The sequence below is a fragment of the Halalkalibacterium halodurans genome (assembly GCF_004376175.1).
In the GTDB taxonomy this organism is placed as follows: domain Bacteria; phylum Bacillota; class Bacilli; order Bacillales; family Bacillaceae_D; genus Halalkalibacterium; species Halalkalibacterium halodurans.
On record NZ_SNUY01000005.1, the window covers coordinates 16217 to 37702 of the forward strand.

23 protein-coding genes are annotated in these 21486 nt (G+C 45.4%); 2 read left to right on the forward strand and 21 right to left on the reverse strand.

What is annotated here, in order from left to right:
- Positions 1 to 11: 11 nt before the first annotated feature.
- From upp to prfA, 12 genes are all read right to left on the reverse strand, one after another.
- The gene (gene upp, locus E2L07_RS02675) at positions 12 to 641 is read right to left on the reverse strand and encodes a uracil phosphoribosyltransferase (protein ID WP_010899889.1); all 630 of its coding nucleotides are present in this window, start codon (positions 639 to 641) and stop codon (positions 12 to 14) included.
- 426 nt (positions 642 to 1067) lie between these two features.
- Positions 1068 to 2309, reverse strand: coding sequence for a serine hydroxymethyltransferase (gene glyA / locus E2L07_RS02680; protein ID WP_134228787.1), 1242 nt, complete (start codon positions 2307 to 2309; stop codon positions 1068 to 1070).
- A 106-nt stretch (positions 2310 to 2415) separates the two neighbouring features.
- Positions 2416 to 2994 (reverse strand): TIGR01440 family protein, encoded by a 579-nt coding sequence (locus E2L07_RS02685; RefSeq protein WP_134228788.1) that lies wholly within the window; start codon positions 2992 to 2994, stop codon positions 2416 to 2418.
- 15 nt (positions 2995 to 3009) lie between these two features.
- On the reverse strand, positions 3010 to 3447 hold the full coding sequence (gene rpiB / locus E2L07_RS02690) for a ribose 5-phosphate isomerase B (protein WP_010899892.1): 438 nt from the start codon (positions 3445 to 3447) through the stop codon (positions 3010 to 3012).
- A 201-nt stretch (positions 3448 to 3648) separates the two neighbouring features.
- Complete coding sequence (locus E2L07_RS02695; protein WP_134228789.1) at positions 3649 to 4950, reverse strand: methyl-accepting chemotaxis protein; 1302 nt, start codon at positions 4948 to 4950, stop codon at positions 3649 to 3651.
- Entirely contained in the window at positions 4937 to 5422 is a 486-nt protein-coding gene (locus E2L07_RS02700; RefSeq protein WP_134228790.1) for a low molecular weight protein arginine phosphatase, read from the reverse strand. Before E2L07_RS02700 ends, E2L07_RS02695 begins: the two co-directional genes overlap by 14 nt.
- A 156-nt stretch (positions 5423 to 5578) precedes the next feature.
- Positions 5579 to 6124 carry a manganese efflux pump MntP gene (locus E2L07_RS02705; RefSeq protein ID WP_010899895.1) on the reverse strand — a complete coding sequence of 182 codons (546 nt, stop codon included), beginning with the start codon at positions 6122 to 6124 and terminating at the stop codon, positions 5579 to 5581.
- Between the two features lie 110 nt (positions 6125 to 6234).
- Positions 6235 to 7281: an L-threonylcarbamoyladenylate synthase gene (locus E2L07_RS02710; RefSeq protein ID WP_010899896.1), complete on the reverse strand. Its 1047-nt coding sequence runs from the start codon at positions 7279 to 7281 to the stop codon at positions 6235 to 6237.
- Positions 7282 to 7456: 175 nt separating this feature from the next.
- A complete protein-coding gene (locus E2L07_RS02715) occupies positions 7457 to 7894 on the reverse strand; it encodes a GNAT family N-acetyltransferase (RefSeq protein WP_010899897.1) in 438 nt (145 codons plus the stop codon).
- A gap of 54 nt (positions 7895 to 7948) precedes the next feature.
- Positions 7949 to 8581: a stage II sporulation protein R gene (gene spoIIR, locus E2L07_RS02720; protein ID WP_134228791.1), complete on the reverse strand. Its 633-nt coding sequence runs from the start codon at positions 8579 to 8581 to the stop codon at positions 7949 to 7951.
- An 81-nt stretch (positions 8582 to 8662) separates the two neighbouring features.
- Positions 8663 to 9532 carry a peptide chain release factor N(5)-glutamine methyltransferase gene (prmC, locus tag E2L07_RS02725; protein ID WP_134228792.1) on the reverse strand — a complete coding sequence of 290 codons (870 nt, stop codon included), beginning with the start codon at positions 9530 to 9532 and terminating at the stop codon, positions 8663 to 8665.
- A 4-nt stretch (positions 9533 to 9536) separates the two neighbouring features.
- A complete protein-coding gene (gene prfA / locus E2L07_RS02730; protein ID WP_134228793.1) occupies positions 9537 to 10607 on the reverse strand; it encodes a peptide chain release factor 1 in 1071 nt (356 codons plus the stop codon).
- 137 nt (positions 10608 to 10744) lie between these two features.
- Between prfA and E2L07_RS02735 the strand changes: the two genes are divergently transcribed.
- Both E2L07_RS02735 and E2L07_RS02740 read left to right on the forward strand, forming a co-directional pair.
- Positions 10745 to 12055, forward strand: coding sequence for an FAD-dependent oxidoreductase (locus E2L07_RS02735; protein ID WP_134228794.1), 1311 nt, complete (start codon positions 10745 to 10747; stop codon positions 12053 to 12055).
- Between the two features lie 204 nt (positions 12056 to 12259).
- Complete coding sequence (locus E2L07_RS02740; RefSeq protein ID WP_053430153.1) at positions 12260 to 12811, forward strand: cysteine hydrolase family protein; 552 nt, start codon at positions 12260 to 12262, stop codon at positions 12809 to 12811.
- 167 nt (positions 12812 to 12978) lie between these two features.
- Here the strand turns inward: E2L07_RS02740 and E2L07_RS02745 are convergent, their stop codons facing one another.
- From E2L07_RS02745 to E2L07_RS02785, 9 genes are all read right to left on the reverse strand, one after another.
- Complete coding sequence (locus tag E2L07_RS02745; RefSeq protein ID WP_134228795.1) at positions 12979 to 13434, reverse strand: hypothetical protein; 456 nt, start codon at positions 13432 to 13434, stop codon at positions 12979 to 12981.
- Positions 13435 to 13514: 80 nt separating this feature from the next.
- The gene (locus tag E2L07_RS02750; protein ID WP_010899904.1) at positions 13515 to 14129 is read right to left on the reverse strand and encodes a thymidine kinase; all 615 of its coding nucleotides are present in this window, start codon (positions 14127 to 14129) and stop codon (positions 13515 to 13517) included.
- A gap of 162 nt (positions 14130 to 14291) precedes the next feature.
- Positions 14292 to 14537, reverse strand: coding sequence for a type B 50S ribosomal protein L31 (locus tag E2L07_RS02755; protein ID WP_010899905.1), 246 nt, complete (start codon positions 14535 to 14537; stop codon positions 14292 to 14294).
- 111 nt (positions 14538 to 14648) lie between these two features.
- Positions 14649 to 15920, reverse strand: a complete 1272-nt coding sequence (gene rho / locus E2L07_RS02760; RefSeq protein WP_010899906.1) for a transcription termination factor Rho — start codon at positions 15918 to 15920, stop codon at positions 14649 to 14651.
- A gap of 376 nt (positions 15921 to 16296) precedes the next feature.
- Positions 16297 to 17262 carry a class II fructose-bisphosphatase gene (glpX, locus tag E2L07_RS02765; protein ID WP_134228796.1) on the reverse strand — a complete coding sequence of 322 codons (966 nt, stop codon included), beginning with the start codon at positions 17260 to 17262 and terminating at the stop codon, positions 16297 to 16299.
- A gap of 43 nt (positions 17263 to 17305) precedes the next feature.
- The gene (locus E2L07_RS02770; protein ID WP_134228797.1) at positions 17306 to 18592 is read right to left on the reverse strand and encodes a UDP-N-acetylglucosamine 1-carboxyvinyltransferase; all 1287 of its coding nucleotides are present in this window, start codon (positions 18590 to 18592) and stop codon (positions 17306 to 17308) included.
- A gap of 159 nt (positions 18593 to 18751) precedes the next feature.
- Positions 18752 to 19390 (reverse strand): fructose-6-phosphate aldolase, encoded by a 639-nt coding sequence (gene fsa / locus E2L07_RS02775; protein ID WP_053430150.1) that lies wholly within the window; start codon positions 19388 to 19390, stop codon positions 18752 to 18754.
- Positions 19391 to 19774: 384 nt separating this feature from the next.
- Complete coding sequence (locus tag E2L07_RS02780; RefSeq protein WP_010899911.1) at positions 19775 to 20638, reverse strand: class II fructose-bisphosphate aldolase; 864 nt, start codon at positions 20636 to 20638, stop codon at positions 19775 to 19777.
- 270 nt (positions 20639 to 20908) lie between these two features.
- A complete protein-coding gene (locus tag E2L07_RS02785; RefSeq protein ID WP_010899912.1) occupies positions 20909 to 21271 on the reverse strand; it encodes a response regulator in 363 nt (120 codons plus the stop codon).
- Positions 21272 to 21486 lie beyond the last annotated feature (215 nt).

Consider the following 21486-nt stretch of genomic DNA (forward strand, 5'->3'; position numbering starts at 1 on the left):
TACTTTCTTATTTATTTTGTTCCAAATAGTCGATCTCCTGCATCGCCTAAGCCAGGAACAATATACCCTTTTTCGTTTAGTTTCTCGTCGAGAGCTGCCAAATAAATGTCCACATCCGGATGAGCTTCTTTGACCACTTCCACCCCTTCTGGTGCGGCAATTAAGCACATGAGCTTAATGCTCGTAGCGCCTCGTTTCTTCAGGCAGTTGATCGCCTCCACTGCAGAACCACCTGTTGCAAGCATCGGGTCGATCACAATCAATTCACGTTCTTCCACATCGGTTGGGAGCTTCACATAATATTCGACCGGCTGCAATGTCTCTGGGTCGCGGTAAAGCCCCACATGCCCTACTTTGGCTGCTGGAATCATGCGCAAAATTCCATCGACCATGCCAAGCCCTGCTCGTAAAATCGGAACAAGTCCAAGTTTTTTTCCTGCAATCTTTTTCGAGGTTGCTGGCCCTACTGGAGTTTCAACCGTTACTTCTTGTAATGGGAGATCGCGGGTAATTTCAAACGCCATTAGCGCTGCTACTTCATCGACAAGCTCGCGAAACTCTTTTGTTCCAGTAGATTTATCACGTATGTACGTAAGCTTATGCTGAATTAAGGGATGATCGAACACATAAACTTTGCTCATCTTCCTTACTTCCTTTCCGTTAATATCGAGGGTGCGATCCTTCAAAGAATCATCTGACAAACATTGACCCTTTGAACGATTCTACTTGAAAATCAGATGAGGTTCAAGGTGAATCATGCAAAAGTTTTTACTAAAATAGCAATTCTCCCCCGCTTATACAGGCAGGAATTTAGATATAAAGATTAACGACGAGTGGAAATCGCTTACGCGGACACTTTCCACGGGCAACGTTTCAGCCTTTCCAAGCTTACACAGTACCTTTTCAGGTCTTCGGCTGTGCTTTTCCCGCAAGATTGATCGCCTGCCCACACACAATCAGATCTTAATTGAAAAAAGGGGTTTTTCCGTCATCACAAAGTGCACGAAAGAAGACAAACAACACACAAATCGGGTGAACCACCTTAACGGTTCACCCGATTATCTGCTTTAAAGATTTGGATACATTGGGAACTTCGCAGTTAAAGCGTCCACTCGCTCTCTCGCTTCATTCATCTTCTCTTCGTTATCAACATTTTTCAAGGTTAATGCGATAATCGCGCCAATTTCATCCATTGCTTCTTCATCAAGGCCACGAGATGTCACAGCAGCTGTTCCGATTCGAATCCCACTTGTCACAAATGGACTTTCAGGGTCGAATGGAATCGTGTTCTTGTTCGTTGTGATCCCCACATCGTCAAGAGCTTTCTCCGCTACTTTACCTGTTAGCCCAAGGCTGCGCAAGTCAAGGAGAAGAAGATGATTGTCTGTTCCACCAGACACAAGGTCAATACCTTCCGATGTCAGCTTTTCACCTAGGCGTTTGGCATTGCGAATGATCGCCTCACCGTAGCTTTTGAACTCAGGCTGAAGCGCCTCACCGAAGGCTACCGCCTTAGCTGCAATCACGTGCATGAGCGGTCCACCTTGAATACCAGGGAAAATCGATTTATCGATTTGCTTAGCAAATTCTTCGTTGCAAATAATCATACCACCACGTGGGCCACGTAAGGTTTTGTGTGTCGTTGTCGTCACGAAATGACTATGAGGCACTGGATTTTGATGAAGACCAGCTGCTACAAGGCCAGCGATGTGGGCCATGTCCACCATGAGGTAAGCGCCAACTTCATCGGCAATTTCACGAAACTTCGCAAAATCGATTTCGCGCGGATACGCACTGGCACCTGCTACGATCATTTTTGGTTGATGCTCCTTCGCCAAACGACGCACTTCTTCGTAATCGATACGTTGGGACTCCTTGTCCACACCGTACTCCACAAAGTTGTATTGAATACCACTGAAATTTACAGGGCTTCCATGGGTCAAATGACCACCATGGGACAAGTTCATACCAAGAACAGTATCACCATGCTCTAAAATGGTAAAATAGACAGCCATGTTCGCCTGTGCACCTGAGTGAGGCTGGACATTGACATGCTCGCCACCAAATATCTCTTTTGCTCGATCCCGTGCCAAATCTTCGACAATATCCACATATTCACAACCACCATAATAACGTCGACCCGGATAGCCTTCCGCATATTTGTTCGTTAAGACAGAGCCTTGTGCTTCCATAACGGCTTCGCTGACAAAGTTCTCGGATGCGATTAACTCAATTTTGTCGCGTTGGCGACCTAGCTCCTGCTGCACAGCTTCAAATACTTTTGGATCTTTAGACTGTAACGTACTCATCTCGTTCTCCTCTCCTCTGTATGAAATATTCGGCTTTTCACTCTCTCCCACCGATTCAACCACATCATAACATGAAAAAGTAGTTCATTTCCGCATAATTTTGAAATTAACAGCGAAAACTTTCATGTTCTTCTGTTCGTTCATAATTGGCGCGCACACCGCCAATCAGTTTCGGTCGAGAGTAAGCCATGGTTACATGGGCGTCTCCAATGGCTGAAATGGAGCTACGAACCGGAACGACAACCCGTTTTAAGTGCATGCCGATAAATGTATCACCAATATCAATGCCTGCATCCGCCCTGATTTGTTCCACAATGACAGGGTCACGGAATTGTGTGAAAGCATAAGTCGCCATCGCTCCCCCTGCTTTTCGAACAGGAATCACAGCCACTTCTTCATATCCGCGGGCCTCTGCTTCGTCACGCTCCATCACTAGCGCCCGGTTTAAATGCTCGCAACACTGAAACGCTAGGGCTACACCTGTTTTTTGTTGATATGAAAAGAGGGCTGCATACAGCGCTGCAGCCACATCTTTTGAGCTATTCGTTCCAATCTGCTTACCGGCTACTTCACTTGTACTCACACCGATGACAAGCAAATGTTTGCTAGACAATGGCTTCGCTTTCTGAAGGTCACCAAGCACGGTTTCAAGTTGTTGCTGGATCGTCATCAAGCTACCGCTCATATGCTGCGCCTCCTTTTAGCCTTCGTACTCTGCAATTTTTCCGATGCGCCGAGCATGCCGGCCACCTTCAAATTCCGTCGTTAGCCACGTTTGCGCAATTTCACGAGCAAGTCCAGGCCCAATGACTCGCTCCCCCATCGCAAGCACGTTGCTGTCATTATGTTCGCGAGTCGCCTTTGCACTGAACACATCATGACATAGGGCGCAGCGTATGCCTTTTACTTTGTTGGCAGCAATGGACATACCAATCCCTGTGCCACAAATTAAGATCCCCCGGTCGAATTCACCGGCTGCCACTTTCTCTGCAACAGGGATCGCATAATCCGAATAATCAACAGAAGTTGTGCAATCACAACCGAAATCCTCATATTGCATGCCGAGCTCTTCCATCAATTGAATGATTTCGTTTTTAATGTTGACGCCCCCATGATCGGAGCCAATCGCTACTTTCATCCACATTCCCTCACTTTCGTCTTTCCTGTTCCATCGCCATTTAACTGGCGCTAAGACTCCCTTTCAAGGCTTGAGAGATACAAGAAGTTACGCGCCAGTAACAATCCGGTTGGTCTCACTAACGTTCAGTGGAGATAACCCCCTGATTGAAGTTCCACTTTATCATACCATAGCTTGTCGTCCTGAAAAATCTGCTATTCCCTATTCGATAATAAATTTTTCGATTGTTTGCTTTAGCTTCTTTGCTTGTTTGGAAAGGATGTTGGCGGTAGTTGACATTTCTTGTACGGCGTTCGTTTGCTGGTCAGTCACTGCTGCAACTTGCTGTGCTCCAGCTGACGTTTCTTCTGCAATCGCGGCCACTTCTTGGGTCTGCTTTGCCGTTTCACGAATCGCCTTCGTTTGTGTTTTCATCATTTCTGATATTTCTTCAATCACATTCGCCACTTCACGTACAGACGTCTCCACTTCTTGAATCGCACGGTTAGTCGCGGTACCTTTTTCTGACTCGGTTTTAGCTTTTTCAACCTGGGTGCCGATTTGAGTGACGACATGCTTTACTTCCTCTTGAATGTTGCGAACTAAATTAGAAATGCCTTGAACCGCTTTGCCGCTTTCATCTGCTAGCTTCCGCACTTCATCGGCAACAACGGCAAAACCTTTACCGTGTTCTCCTGCTCGGGCCGCTTCAATCGATGCATTAAGCGCAAGTAGATTTGTTTGTTCAGCTATATCGCCGACAAGGGAAATGATCTCATCCACTTCCTTTGCCTGCTCTTCCAAACGCCCAACAGAATCTAACGACTTTTCATTATCTTCAGCTAACTGCTTAATCCCGAGGACAAGAGAGTCGATCACTTTTCGACTATCCGCCAATGTTTTCACCATTTCATTGGAGGATTGACGGGATTTTTCCATCCGTTCCTGCACTTGCTCCGCAATTTGGTTCACTTGATCCATCGCTTCGGCTGTCTGTTGAACCGATTCTGCTGAATTCTCTGCCCCTTTGGAAATTTCGCTCATCGTCATCGCAATTTGCTCTGCTCGATCGGAGGATTGCTGGGCAGCTATATTTATCTCCATCACTTTCGCATCCGTTTCAACAAAGTTGGCATTGATTTCATTTACCATGCTGCGAAGACTTGCAAGCATTTCATTGTAAGCAAGTCCAAGTGAGCGAATCTCATCATCCGATTTTGAAACAGCTACGTCGTTATGTATATCACCTTCAGCCGCCTTACGTGCAGATCGTTCTAATGCGGAAAGAGGTTTCGCAATAAAAAACGAGGAGGCGACATATCCTAGAATTCCGTTCCAGATGACTCCTAAAATAAGTACAATTGCAATATAAGCGCCTCCACTTACGCCCGTTAAATCTCCAAAAAATTCGTCAAACAGTAAAATGAGCAGTGCACTTATTCCAAACGTGATCATCGAAACCGATACTGTGCTAAGGGCAATCTTTTTTCCTATACTCATTCTGTACTTTTTAGTTGCCGTCATCCGCTTCATCTCCTCTTTGTTCTTCCCTTGTCTTTTCTAGCAATGCCTCCACACACATCTCTACTTCATGGGCCATTTGCCGATATTCCTCTAAAGAACCACCAAATGGGTCGATAATATCAAGGCTATCGGAATCTCCTAACGCAAATTCTTTCAAGGTAAACACCTTTTCTCCATTCGCTTCATCATCAAGAGCGATCACTTGTTGCTTATGGTTTTCTGTCATCGTTAGTACGAGATCAGCCCACTGAACCAGTTCTTTCGTCAGAGGCGTTGATGTATGCTCAAAGGAAATTCCCCGTTCCCTTAAGACGGCAGTCGTTCCTTCTGATGCTTTGCCTCCAGAAAAAGCAAACAGACCAGCCGATTTTACCTCAACGCTTCCCTTTGATTTTTGCCGAAAAAGGGCTTCAGCCATCGGGCTTCGGCACGTATTCCCAGTGCAAACGAACAGTACCTTATTCCATTCCATGAGTGAGTCTCCACCTCCTTCAGTCAACAAGGTCAAAAGTCTTAAAAAAATTCAAACAAAAAAGGGACGATCATCCCTATCCTTTTCTAACTATTTGTATTATAACGCACAAGTAAACCGGTATTCTATATTTGCGTGTGTAAAATGGAGATTTTTTTAGTAGGGGAGCAGCAATTTTACGCCAAATCCGCATAAAATGAAACCGCCAAGAAGCTCACTGTAAGGGCCCACATAACGTTGGAAGCGCATGCCGATAAAGAGGCCAAGCCATGAAAGTACAGTGCTCATAACTCCCATCGCCACAACTGCTAAAGCCATTTTCGCCCCTACCATGCCGAGGCTTAAGCCTGCTGATAAGCTATCAAGACTTACGCTTAACGCAAACACAAATAAGCCAATACCCGACGGATCGACAAAGGTTCGTTCCTTCTCTTGAAAAGGTGAGACAATCATCACGAGGCCGAGCCATAGTAATAGACCTGCCCCTAACCAGTTTGCAAATAACCCTAAATGGGCAGATAGTAGCTTCCCTGCCACCATACCCATGAGGGGCATAATCACATGAAACACACCAATCGTGAGCCCCACCTTAAACATTTGACTGAACCGGAGACCAAGCGTCCCCATACCTAGAGCAATGGAAAAGGCGTCCATCCCGAGGGCACTAGCCATGATCAATAACGCAATTAGCTCTTCAACCATTTCATCACTCCTCGTTCATGGCACTCGCACCTTCATGATTGAACGCATGGAGGCACTACTTTACCATATGCATGTCCGAGGAGAATTACGACAGCTTGTATGAAACGATTTTACCTTTGAATAATCCTTCCACCGGCAGCTTTTTCTAGCCGATTCATGATCGCCACCCCTATGCCTTCTCGAGGAAACGTTTCGCCTATTATGACATCCACCTTTTGTTCATCAAATTGGCGGAGCACGTGATATAAATTGTGCGCCACCTCTGCTAGATCGTTCCTACTACCGACCGAGAGGATGACATCGGCATCGTAATCTTGTTTGTGTTCATCCGTTGCCATAATCCCCACTTTGAATTGCTTTTCTCGCCACTTATCCACAAACGTTTGAATCGCCGCTTGATTTTCAACAAGGGTCAATTCCCCTTCTGGTGCATAATGGGTATATTTCATGCCTGGAGATTTTGGTTGCTCGTCCTTCCCTAAAAGGGCTGGATCGATTCGAATCGGCCCGAGTACCGCTTCTAGCTGCTCCCTAGTCACCCCGCCTGGGCGATACAATATCGGCGGTGTCGTCGTACAATCAATCACAGTCGATTCCACCCCTTCTGCTGTCGGTCCTCCATCGACAACACCCGCGATTTTGCCTCGTAAATCAGCAAGAACATGAGTGGCTGACGTCGGACTCGGCTTACCTGATCGGTTTGCACTCGGCGCAGCGATTGGTACATTTGCGGCTTCAATAAGCGCTTGTGCAACAGGATGACTCGGCATTCGAACTGCAACCGTGTCGAGTCCAGCTGTAACAACGGTTGATACTTCCTCTCCTTTCGGGAATATGATCGTCAGCGGACCCGGCCAAAAAGCATTAATCAACAGATTGGCCGAATCGGGGATATGCGAAACTAAACGTAGCAACTGTTCTTTCCTTGAAATGTGGACAATAAGTGGATTATCGCTCGGACGCCCTTTCGCTATGAAGATTTTCTGTACCGCTTCATCAGACAAAGCATTCGCCCCTAGTCCATAAACGGTCTCTGTTGGTAAAGCCACAAGCTCACCTTTTTTTATCCACAACGCTGCTTCCTTGATTTCGTTACTGTTTTTATTGATATGTTGATTATTATCCACAATCCAGTGGTTCGTCTGTTTATAACTCATCTTTTTTTCACTCCTATCCTTCCATTTTGCGTTTTCCCCTGCCCATTGTCAATGAAGAGAATTTCTGCAGCGATCACCTTGTTTTCATTCTATTTTTTTCACAACAAAAAGATAGTTATCCACCCTATGTGAACAAACTGTGGATAACTACCTCGATTTTACTTTCGTCTATTAGTTATAATTGGCATGAGAAGACAGCAATCTCTTTTGCAGCTGTTTGGCGGAAATGGCTTGAGGTTTTAATCGATTCAGGCAATTGATCTTGGTCCATTTGCTTAAATCCTAGGATCGCAAAGAGCTCACTTGCTTGCTTCGCGCAAAGATATACAGTCTCTACACCTTTTTCCTTCGCATGGGCAAGAGCAACTTGGAGAAATTCCAGACTCCTATAGCTTGTCCAATTGGGAGCGTCAATGACGAGCGATCGAAGCAGCCCTTCCTTTCCGAAACACTCCACCCCTACCGTGCCAATTACTTGGTGATTCTCGTTCTCTACGACGAGAAAATCCTTGAGATGATCTTCCATCGCCCCTTCTTGCAATCCTGCTTTTGCGAGCAGACGCTGAATCGGTAGCAAGTCTTTTTCCGATGCTTTGCGAATCACAAAACTCACCGGCAACACCCTTTCTCTAGCCTATTGCTACCATTCTATGTGATAAAGGGATAATTATGACGCTGTCCCAAAGATTCGTTCAATGATAGAAGAAAAGAGTTCAACGATAAAGAGCGAGACAACGACATCATCTTGTTCCTCTTCCACCTCTTCCTCTACTGTCTCTTCTTCATCAGATGCATCCACCGCGTCTCCGCTAGCCATATCAAGAAAACATAACGGCGGAAATAGTACACACCACCAGTTTTCACCGTTTCCTTCCCCTAACGTAATCAAAACAGTATCGTAAATACCTGCTTGATAAACAATATTACCATATAGTTTTGTCGGAAACTGCGCTTGCGTAAAGGATACTGTGTAATCTTGTTCTAGCCCGAGGGCCGCTAATTCAGACTCTACCATTCGATCAATTTTCGGTAGATTTTCTCGGATCATTTGTTTTGCGTCATCCAAATCATCTAGCCCTGTCACCCATTCTGTGATTTGCCCGTTCACAACATCACGGATATTTCGCTTTACCATTTGGTCTTTAATCGCATCGCTGTTGGCAAGAATCCGTAAGCGTATTGCTTCTTCTTCCCCTACTTCTTGATGGTGGGCCAAAGCGGCATGGTAGCTTTGCGACTCGTATGATAACACTAACACAAAAAGAGAGAATAATAGATAGATAACAACCTTTTGATTCATCTGAAAAACCACCTTTCGTCTTGTTCACAAGTCTCGACGAAGGTGGCTCTTTTTAAACGTGAATTGTTTCGACAAATTCGACTAGTATGATGTCTCGTTCCAATAGGCGAGGACGATTCGATCTTTGCCGTTTAGATCGTACAGAACGTCTACTGCCGCTTTCGGATAGGCTGTTTGCATAAGCTTTTTTACATCCATCCCTTGCCCAGTCCCAATTTCTAAAGCGACCATTCCTTTTTCCTCTTTCGTTAGGGCCGGAAGTTGACTCATGAGCCGCCTGTAAACATCAAGACCATCCACCCCACCAAACAAGGCTAAGGCTGGTTCGTGGTCTCGGACATGGACCGCTAGCGTGTCCTTCTCCACCGTTGGGATATAAGGTGGATTTGAAACGATGACATCAAAGCGCTCCCCTGTCTTTAGAAATGGCTCTCCTAAATCGCCATGAATCAATTGGACGTTGGCTCCGAGCCTGCGCGCGTTATCAGCGGCCACTTGCAATGCATCGCGAGAAATATCAACTGCTGTCACATTGGTCCGTTCTTCTTCCAATGCTAATGTTACCGCGATCGCACCGCTTCCTGTACCAATATCTAAAATAGTGATCTCTTCCTCTTTCTTGAACTGACGACGAATCTCCTTCAACACTGCAAGCACTAACTCTTCTGTTTCCGGCCGAGGAATGAGTACGTGCTGATCCACTTGAAACTGCCGCCCGTAAAAAGATTCCACCCCTATAAGATGCTGGACTGGAACGCCTGAGGCATGAGCAGCTAAGTCCTCTTCTAGACGGTGGAAAAGCTCACCGTCAAGCTCTTCATGGAAGCTCGCCAAAAAGCGGGCGCGATCCATTTGTAAATAGTGTCGAAGCAACATCTCAGCGACTGGTTCTTCTAATTGACGCTCCCGCAAAAAAGAAAAAGCCCAGTGGAGGGCTTCATGGACTCGCATCGCCTTAATCTTCCTGCTGTTTCATGAGCTCTGCTTGCTCATGAACGATAAGCGATTCAATGATTTCATCGAGCTTTCCTTGGAGGATTTGCTCTAGCTTTTGCAGCGTCAAACCGATGCGGTGGTCGGTTACGCGGCTTTGCGGGAAGTTATAAGTCCGAATCCGTTCTGAACGATCTCCGGTCCCAACGGCCGATTTTCGCGTTTGGTCGTATTCCGCTTGCGCCTCCTGTTGAAACTTATCGTAAATACGAGCGCGAAGAACTTTCATCGCTTTTTCTTTATTTTTGATTTGTGACTTCTCGTCTTGACATGAAACCACGATCCCTGTCGGTAAGTGGGTCAAGCGGACGGCAGACATTGTCGTATTAACACTTTGGCCTCCTGGACCACTGGAAGCGAATGTGTCCACACGAATGTCTTTTTCATGGATGTCTACTTCCACTTCCTCTGCCTCAGGTAACACGGCCACCGTCGCAGTCGATGTATGAATCCGGCCACCCGACTCCGTCTGTGGTACACGCTGAACGCGATGGGCTCCATTTTCATATTTTAATTTTGAATAAGCCCCTTTCCCATTGACAGAGAAGATAATCTCTTTGTAGCCACCGAGCTCAGTTGAAGAAGCTTCGATCACTTCGATTTTCCATCCTTGGGCTTCGGCATAGCGAGCGTACATTTTGTACAGGTCTGCCGCGAACAACTGGGCTTCATCGCCACCTGCTGCCCCGCGAATTTCGACGATTACGTTTTTATCATCGTTCGGATCTTTCGGAAGCAAGAGGACTTTTAATTTGGCTTCTAGGTCCTCTTTCCGTGTTGCAAGCTCATCAATTTCTTCTTTCACCATCGCGTACATCTCATCATCAAGCTTATCTTCGAGCATCTCTTTCGCATCTTGATATTGATCCATGACCGTTTTATACTCACGGTACACTTGGACCGTTTCTTCCATATCTGCTTGCTCTTTCGAATACTCACGTAGCTTATTCGAATCGCTAATGACCTCTGGGTCACTTAACAATTCATTTAATCGTTCATAACGCTCATCTAATGATTGCAAACGTTCAAACACGCCAATTCACCTCATTTTCATAACATTGTCATTATAGTATACGGGAAGTTCCCGGTCAATCAGGCGTTCCCCTCGTTTCTTCTCGGCTTCATTAGGGTATAGTACAAGTAATGTTCTGTAAACAAGAGGTGAAAGCGATGAAGTATGTTATCATTGGCGGCGATGCGGCAGGGATGAGTGCCGCGATGGAAATCGTTCGTAACGAGGAAGCAGCAAACATTACAACCTTGGAAATGGGCTCCATTTATTCATATGCCCAGTGCGGGTTACCTTATGTCGTTGGAGGGGTCATCCCTCAGACAGAAAAACTAATTGCCCGCACGATTGAAACATTTCGTAACAAATATGGAATCGATGCCAGAACCAATCATGAAGTGACAAAGATTGATCCTGATTCAAAGCATGTGTACGGAGCTAACTTCGAGATTCCTTATGATAAGCTGCTGATCGCCACAGGTGCCCGCCCCCTTGTTCCCAACTGGCCTGGTAGGACACTTGCCGGAATCCATACGATTAAAACGATCCCTGATACAGAAGTTTTACTCGCTGATTTAAAGGGAGAAATAAAAAATGTCGTCATCGTGGGCGGCGGGTATATCGGATTAGAAATGGCAGAGAATCTAGCCCTTACCGGTAAAAACGTAACCATAGTAGAAGCAAACGCTCAATTGGCGGCGATTTTTGACCAGGAAATGGGGGAAATCATCCATCAGGAAGCTGAAAGAAAAGGAGTAACGCTCCGCCTTAAGGAAGAGGTAAAAGGGTTTGAAGGGACAGATCGTGTACAAGCCGTTGTTACAAGTAGCGCAACCGTTCCAGCAGAGCTCGTCATCATTGCTATTGGCGTCGTACCCAATACAACGTTCCTTGAGGGCCAACCTTTCCATCGCCACGAAAACAGCGCCCTGAAAGTAAATGCCTACATGGAGACTAACCTCCCAGACATTTATGCAGCGGGAGACTGTGCGACCCAGTATCATCGCATTAAAAAGATGGATGACTACATACCATTAGGTACGCATGCGAATAAACAAGGACGGCTTGCTGGTTTAAATATGGTTGGGAAAAGGCGAGCCTTTGCCGGTGTAGTCGGAACCTCGATCATTAAATTTTTCGATTTATCCCTAGGGCGTACGGGACTTTCAGAGAAGGAGACGAGAGATGCTCGGCTTCCAGCATCGTCGATTACCTTTGACGGGCGTGACATCGCCGGATACTACCCAGGAGCCGAACCTTTAAAAATCAAGCTCGTTTACCATTCAGAAACGAACCAACTTCTAGGAGGCCAAGTGATTGGTACGAACGGTGTGGCCAAACGGGTCGATGTCCTCGCGACAGCCCTTTATCAACAGCTAACCTTAGAGGAGTTGCTCGACCTTGATCTTTCCTATGCCCCTCCTTTTAACGGCGTATGGGACCCGATCCAACAAGCAGCCCGTCGAGCGTAAAGAGAGCTTTTCTTCCTTAAACTAAGCAAAGGCGCCGACTCTTAAGAGTAAGCGGTCAATGAACACGAACATAGGCTACCATTCAGTGGGAGATGGGAGACAACACCTTACCGAATGGAGTTTCACTTTATTTGCAGGTCAAAAGAAGGATTTTCTCCTATCCATCGCGAACCTATGAACAGCTTACATAGAGGAGGACTACAAGTGTCAAAAGCATTGATTGTCATTGATTACACTAATGATTTTATTGCTGATGATGGAGCGCTCACGTGTGGTGAACCTGGTCAGGCAATCGAACCTTATATCGCTCAACTCATCCACACATTCGTTGCTGAACAGCATTATGTTGTATATGCCACTGACATCCATCATGCCGATGATGTCCACCACCCAGAAATGAAGCTGTTTCCGCCCCACAATTTGGAGGGCAGCGAAGGTCGCCACTTATACGGATCGTTACAAGAACAATTCGAGAGCATCCGAGAGCTACCATTTGTGAACTGGATCGATAAGACTCGGTACTCTGCGTTTGCCGGCACCGATCTAGAACTTCGTTTACGGGAACGAGGCATCCGTGAACTCCACCTCGTCGGTGTTTGTACCGACATTTGTGTCCTCCATACAGCTGTCGACGCATATAACAAAGGGTTTTCTCTTGTGATCCATGAAAGAGGGGTCGCTAGCTTTAACGAAGTAGGTCACAAGTGGGCTCTCGGTCACTTTAAGAGCTCGCTAGGTGCAGACGTTCGCTCATGAGGAACAAAGGGGATAACACCTGAACACATCTCTTCTAAAGAAGACTTCGTGAGAGTCCCGTTCCTTTTATACTCGATCGCTATAAAACCTTGACTTATCCGAAGTCTTCATGGCATCAATAAACAGTAACTCCCTAAACTTAAAAAGAGGATGACGCAAAAAAAGCGTCACCCACCTTTTTGAGATAAATGGACTTGGTACCGAGGAATCTGACGCTGCATGTCTTCGCGCAGGTCGTTCATGATTTTATTTCTTTGCTCTTTCTTCATGTTACGTGGAAATTCCACATTCACCCACGCGTGGCTCCCTGCTGTCATAACCATGCTCGAGCGCAAGCCGTGCTCGTCTTGGATAATGCTGCGAATCGTTTCAATATCCGTTGCAATCGTCGGCCTCGTTTCGTATGCCGTTCGGAAACTCGGACCCGAATTTTGCTCACGCGCATCTGGGGCAATGGACCGCTTATAAATGTTGTCGTAGTTAGCAGGCCCCGGCCCTAATAAGCCATACGTTACTTGACCGGCTGGGGGCTCGTTTAGCCCTTGCGCTTGTGGGCGTTCCATTTCTCTACAGCCTACAAGGCATGTAAGGGCCACCATGCAAGCAATCCATCCTTTTCTCATAAAAAGGGCACCTCCATTATGCAGAATGTAAAGCTCTGCATGCTTAGGGTACCCGTTGACAGCTATGATTGTGTTCGTTACTATTCGCCAGAAGAAGCGGTTTCTGGTAATTTGCTCGGCTTATTCGTTACTTGATGACAATGACGACAGCGCGGCTCATAGGCTTCTGCTGCTCCGACTAAAATGATTGGATCATGATAAGAAGCCGGCTTACCATCAATGAGCCGTTGTGTTCGGCTTGCTGGCGAGCCACATACTGGGCAAATGGCTTGAAGCTTGGTTACATACTCAGCCATAGCCATTAATGTACGCGTCGGCTCAAAAGGCTCTCCGCGAAAGTCCTGATCCAATCCAGCACAAATGACACGAACCCCGTGATCTGCTAAATAATCGACAACACCGATGACGTCTTCATCAAAAAACTGTACTTCATCAATGGCAACAATATCTGTATCTTCACTCCACTGCTCAAGAATGGACATCGCCCGTTCAACTGGTATGGCACACACTTTGTTTCCATTATGCGAAACGACTTCCTGTTCACTATACCGATTGTCAATCGCTGGCTTAAACACTTGCACTTTTAGTCGGCCGTAAGTCGCACGACGAACCCGACGGATAAGCTCTTCCGATTTCCCAGAAAACATGCTTCCACAGATGACCTCGATCCAGCCTTCTTTATGTATCATTTGCATCGTTGTCCCCACCTTACCGAAACAATTTTTTCTATTTGTGAAGGAAAAACGAGTGCATCGCCTCTCCCTATTCCTTATGTCATCATCAACCGATCCGTTCCTTTTTCCTTTCATGAAGAAAAAAACAGGCACCGAATTGCGCGTGCCTGTTGGTTGTACGGTTTACTTAAGGTTGTATTTTTTCTTAAAGCGGTCAACACGGCCACCAGCGTCAGCAAGTTTTTGCTTGCCAGTGTAGAATGGGTGAGAGTCAGAGCTAATCTCGACTTTGATTAATGGATAAGTGTTTCCATCTTCCCACTCAATGGTTTCGTTTGACGTTTTCGTCGAACCGCTTAGAAATTTAAAACCTGTGCTCGTATCCATAAATACAACTTTCTTGTAATCTGGATGGATTCCTGGTTTCATCCTTTTCAACTCCTTTATGCCCTGATTCTTTCGAAACAGAGTTTTCTCAATCACACATGACGAAATTATATCAAGCCTGCGAAGGGATTGCAACCGAATTTTTTAGGTAGCCTACTTTTTTCGAGTGCCATTCGTCATATCTTTTTCCATCGCTTCGAAAAATTCGTCGTTCGTTTTTGTTTCTTTCACACGGCGAATAAAATGATCGACAAATTCCGGTGAATCGTTCATTGTCTTTCTCACCGCCCAAAGCTTTTCTAAATGTTCTTTTGGCATGAGGAGTTCCTCTTTCCGCGTGCTTGAACGGCGAATATCGATTGCAGGGAAAATCCGACGCTCCGATAGCTTCCGATCTAAGTGAAGCTCCATATTCCCTGTACCTTTAAATTCTTCATAAATGACGTCATCCATCCGTGACCCTGTTTCCACAAGCGCGGTCGCCAAAATCGTTAAGCTTCCGCCTTCTTCAATGTTCCGCGCCGCTCCGAAAAATCGCTTCGGACGGTGGAATGCCGCTGGATCAATTCCTCCAGACAACGTTCGTCCACTCGGTGGAATGACTAAGTTGTAGGCACGGGCGAGTCGGGTAATGCTATCCATTAGGATGATGACATCCTTTTTGTGCTCTACAAGACGCATCGCTCGCTCTAACACGAGCTCGGCCACTTTAATATGATTCTCTGGTACCTCATCGAATGTCGAGCTGACCACGTCGGCATCTACGGAGCGCTCAATGTCTGTAACTTCTTCCGGACGCTCATCAATGAGGAGGACGATTAGTTCTACATCCGGGTGGTTGTGGACAATGCTGTTAGCAATCTCTTTCAACAAGGATGTCTTCCCTGCCTTTGGCGGCGCTACAATTAAGCCACGCTGACCAAATCCAACGGGTGAGATCATATCGATAATCCGCGAAGAAATTCGTCCAGGCGTTGTTTCTAAATTAAGCTTTCTCTCAGGGTATAATGGCGTAAGAGCTGGAAAGTGCGGCCGCTCTTTGGACGTATCGGGATCTTCTCCGTTAACCGCTTCCACATGCAAAAGGCCATGATAACGCTCATTTTCTTTAGGTGGCCTTACTTTACCTGATACCTTGTCTCCATTTCGCAAATCAAAACGGCGAATTTGTGAGGCAGAAATGTAAATGTCTTCAGAGCTTGGCATGTAATTAATTGGTCTTAAGAAACCAAACCCTTCCGACTGGATAATTTCGAGGACCCCTTCCATGAACATAAGTCCGTCTTCCTCTGCTTGTCCTTTTAAAATCGCAAAAATAAGTTCTTTTTTTGTCAGTTTACTATAGTAGGAAATTTTATATTTCCGTGCGAGTTCATAGAGTTCTCGCAATTTCATATTTTCCAGTTCAGATAAATGAACTCCCATGTTGACACCACTTTTCGTTTAAAATATGTATACGATTTAGCAGACAATGGTTCTTAAAAGTTATGAATGTATGATAGCTAACCTGTACAATTATGGTCAATTGCACACCTATGATAATCAAAAAAATGAATCACAGATACTTTTTCGGAATAAATGAGTGGGAAGCAATCAAAATAACGGAAGAAGTGGAGATGGTTGAAGAACATTTTTGTCTATCTTTACGTACACCCTCTATTTTAACCATAATTCATGGGATTATTCAATATGTCGTAAACTTCAATTTTTTCGAAGGAGCTTTATCTGAAAGAGTCTTAGGGGAAATTGGTAACCATAAAGTACAGGCGTCCGTTCTTGAAGAACAGGCGCCTGATCGTCTTTACTTAATGACAAGGTCCGGTTTTTTCTTCATGCTATGCTTTCCGTCAACAAAGCGCACCGTACCTGATTTTGCGCGCATGACAAGGGATTGAGTCGTTGCGGTTGAACCTTTATAATGAACGCCTTTCAACAATTCACCGTCGGTTACACCTGTTGCTGCAAAGATGCAGTCATCTCCTTTTACGAGCTCGTCGAGGGAGAAGACTTTGTTGACATCTTCAATTCCCATTGCCTTACAACGAGCCAATTCTTCATCTGTCTGTGGAAGGAGCTTTCCTTGAAGCTCACCACCTAGACACTTTAACCCGACTGCTGCGAGAACGCCTTCAGGAGCGCCACCTGACCCTAACAAAAGATCCACACCTGTATCGTCAAAAGCTGTGTTGATCGCCGCCGCCACGTCACCATCAGGAATTAACTTGATTCTAGCTCCCGCTTGGCGAATCTCATCAATTAATTTATCATGGCGCTTCCGATTTAACGTTACGACAACTAGATCTTCTACATCCTTATTTTTTGCTTTCGCTACGGCGCGTAAATTATCGATCACAGGAGCGTCGATGTCCACGGTCCCAACCGCTTCTGGACCGACAGCAATTTTCTCCATGTACATATCCGGTGCATGAAGGAGGTTACCATGGTCTGCAACCGCAATGACGGCTAACGCATTCCATAAGCCAGAGGCTACGATGTTCGTCCCTTCTAATGGATCAACAGCCACATCCACTCGTGGACCATACCCGTTTCCTAGCTTTTCGCCAATGTAAAGCATCGGCGCTTCATCCATTTCACCTTCGCCGATTACTACGGTTCCTTTCATCGGAATCGTATCAAATACATCACGCATGGCTTCCGTGGCCGCTCGATCGGCCTCTTCCTTGTTTCCGCGCCCCATCCAACGAGCAGCGGCAAGTGCTGCAGCTTCCGTCACACGTACAAGTTCCATGGAAAGGCTTCGTTCCATTGTCTCTCTCCTCCGTGTTTATTTAATTTCCAGTGCCGTCTCGTTATGAGCTTTTCACTTGCTCTTCTTCTTGATCCGACATTTGCTCTCGCCAAATTTTTGCACCAAGCCCGATCAGCTTTTGCTCTAAGTCTTCATAGCCACGATCAATGTGTTCGACACCTGAAAGCTCTGTAATTCCTTCTGCTGTCAAGCCAGCAATGACAAGGGAGGCTCCTGCTCGTAGGTCACTTGCACGTACCTTCGCGCCCTGTAGTTTTGTTTTTCCGTTAATGATGGCAGAACGTCCTTCTACCTTTATATCGGCCCCCATGCGTCGCAATTCATCGATATGCTTGAAACGAGCATTGTAAATCGTATCGGTAACAATGCTTGTTCCATGAGCCTGTGTTAAAAGAGTCGTAGCTGGCTGTTGGAGATCCGTAGGAAAACCGGGATAGACAAGCGTCTTAATATCAACGCCTTTCTTCTCCTGATGGTTACGTATACGAACTTGATCATCCAATACTTCAACATCGACGCCCATCTCCCGCAACTTAGCAATGAGAGACTCCACATGCAATGGAATAATGTTATCAATGAGCACATTTTGTCCGATCGCAGCAGCCAAAATCATATATGTACCGGCTTCAATCCGATCAGGAATAATCGAATGGCGACATCCGTGCAACGACTCCACACCGTCAATGCGAATGACATTTGTACCAGCACCTTTGATTCGAGCCCCCATGCTTGTTAACAATGTGGCCACATCAATAATTTCTGGCTCCTTCGCCGCATTTTCAATGATTGTGCGCCCTTTCGCAAGAACAGCTGCAAGCATAATGTTAATGGTCGCTCCTACGCTCACAACGTCTAAGTAAATCCGCGCACCTTTTAGTTCGTCTGCTCGAAGGTAAATCGCCCCTTGTTCGTTCGTCACCTTTGCCCCTAGTGCTTCAAAGCCTTTGATGTGCTGATCAATAGGACGCGGGCCAAGGTTGCACCCACCTGGTAAACCGATCACTGCTTTTTTGAATTTACCGAGCATGGCCCCCATTAAATAATAGGAAGCCCGCAATTTTTTGACATGTCCATTTGGCAGTGGCATCGCAAACATCTTGGACGGGTCAATCACCATTTTCTGATCTGCTAGCTCTACTTCACCGCCAATTTCTTTTAACAACTCTCCGAGGAGACGGACATCTGAAATATCAGGTAAGTTATCGATTGTGACCGTCGAATCTGCAAGAATGGCCGCAGGGATTAAAGCAACTGCACTGTTTTTCGCTCCACTGATTTGAACTGTCCCTTCAAGGGGAGTTCCACCTTCAATCATCAACTTTTCCATAATCTCTTCCCTTCCATCGATGCATTCGTGCATTCCGCTACCGTAGTTCCTTCCTATCCATTATAACCAAATTGAAGAGAATATAAAAAGGAGAAAAGCGGCACTTACAATTCGAACAAGCTAGAAAACAAGAGAAAAACGGTGAATGGTACCTTGTTGTTAGCGATTGTTCCAATCCTTTAGAAATTGCTCAATCCCTTTATCCGTCAGGGGATGTTTTGAGAGTTGACTAATCACTTTAAATGGGATGGTCGCAATGTGTGCTCCTCGTAATGCCGCTTCTGTAACATGTTGTGGATGACGAATCGAAGCCGCAATGATTTGTGTATCCAAGTCATGTACATGAAAAATTTCCGCGATTTGTGAGATCAAATCTAGTCCGTCATGACCAATATCATCCAGTCTCCCAAGGAATGGGGAAACGTAAGTAGCGCCGGCCCGTGCCGCAAGTAGTGCTTGAACAGCTGAAAAAACAAGCGTTACATTCGTCGTAATCCCTTCTTGATGGAAGGCATGAACAGCTTTAAGACCTTCGGTAGTCATCGGAACCTTTACTGTAATATTAGGCGCAATCGCTGCTAATTCCTTCCCTTCCTTAATCATTCCTTCCGCATCAAGGGCAACGACCTCAGCGCTTACTGAGCCTTTTACAAGCGAAGTGATTTCGCGAAGACGTTCGTGAAAATCGACACCCTCTTTTGCCACAAGTGATGGGTTCGTCGTGACACCAGCAAGAATCCCGAGATCATTAGCTTCACGAATTTCATTAATATTAGCTGTATCAATAAAAAATTTCATTCTCACTCACCTCATATGATTATTTATCCCGTTCCCTGACGCTAAGACGTCTACGCCAAGGCATTGGGATACTAGAAAAACTAGCTAAACGTTGAATGACCCTAAACTAAGAACGTCAGTCCTGTGACATCGCCGGCGTAACTCCAAGTCACGTAGGCATAGGCTAACATTCAAGGGTCATGAAAGAAACCTCCATTGAAATAAAATTTCTCTTTATTTGTGTTATAAGGAGTGCAGTTCGCCTAAAAATCACCCGAACGATAAAGCGGTTACTTGACAGAGTTGTCTGAAAAAAAACGAAAAAAAGAGAAGAGTTAAAGACGAATTGAGAACAATTCCAACCTCTAACTCTTTTTTTGATCAGTCAATCACTCGTCTTATGACTTACGCTTTATTTGAAGAGCCAAACTCACGCATTTTACCTTTTACTGTATCTTTAATGGCTTCACGTGCAGGGCCTAAATATTTTCGCGGATCATAAAGCTCAGGCTTTTCCTCTAACACTTGGCGCACTGCCTTAGCAGAAGAAATTTGGCTTTCTGTATTCACGTTAATCTTCGCATGTCCTAAAGAGATGGCTTTTTGAATATCCTTTGTCGGGATTCCAGTTCCACCATGAAGAACTAGTGGAATACCTACAAGCTCATTGATTTCCTTCATGCGGTCAAAACCGAGGTTTGGTTCACCTTTGTAAGGGCCATGAACAGATCCTAGAGCCGGCGCAAAGCAGTCAACACCTGTCGCTTCGACTAACTCTTTACACTCAGACGGAATCGCGTAAGCTGCTTCTGCTTCGTCAACGACCAAATCGTCTTCTTGTCCACCAATGCGACCTAGCTCTGCTTCAACAGAAACCCCAAGTGCGTGAGCAACATCAACGACACGTTTTGTCAAAGCAATGTTTTCCTCTAATGGATGGTGAGAGCCGTCAATCATAACCGATGTAAAACCAGCATGAATGGCCTCGACACATTTCTCAAAGCTAGAACCATGATCAAGGTGAATCGCAACTGGAACCGTCACATTGTACTCTTGCATGAGGTTTTTAACCATACCTACCACTGTTTTAAAGCCGCCCATGTAGCGAGCCGCCCCTTCAGAAACACCACAAATCACTGGGGACTTTTCCTCTTCCGCTGCTTGTAAAATCGCTTGCGTGAACTCTAGGTTATTCAAGTTGAACTGTCCAACTGCGTAACCTTCAGCCTTCGCTTTGTTCAACATCTCTGTCATAGAAACTAAAGGCATCCTGCTTCCTCCTTCTGTTAGCCAATCTAAAATTTTGAGCGCCTTTTGCATCAGAGCATTCTACTATTAGTTCAACATTCCCGAAATTCGCAATGAATATGTAGACTCGAGATATGGTCATAAAAAAATGCTCATAACAAAAACAATCCGCCCCAATCGTTTGAACGAATCTATTATAGCATACTCCAATTAGATTTCACCCTAGATTGGTGAGATCTTTTCAACATTTCAAGATGGAAGCGATAACATTTATGATCATATCCCTATCGGTCATGAGGACTTCATGTTTTCGGCAATGACTGCTCGAACGTCATCAATATCGAATGGTTTCGCGAAGTGAGTAACTGCGCCAAGCTGCATCGCCTCATTAATCATGTTTAACTCGCCATAGGCGGTCATCATAATTACTTCAATATTCGGGTTCATGTCCTTGATGCGACGTAAAATTTCCAACCCATCCATTCCTGGAATTTTCATATCGAGCAACACTAAATCAGGTGTTTCCTCTTCAACGATGGCAAGCGCTTGAATGCCGTTAGCTGCCTGAAACATTTGATAGCCATCCTTTTGTAAAATTTCATTTAACAATACACGTATTCCGTATTGATCATCTACTACGAGAATTTTATTCACCCTTTTCACTCCTTTTACGAACAAGCCATTGTCCTATGCTAGATTTTCTTTTGCTGCTTCCTTTGATCGCAACTTGCGGTAGGTGTTGCTGCGAATGTTTTTCCCGAATATCAAAAAACGATATAAACCCCTCCTCTAAAAGAGTTTCGAGAAGAAGCAAAAAATTCCTTCTTTTTCTGTCGAATCCATGGAAAAATGTTTTCACAGCTCGCCAA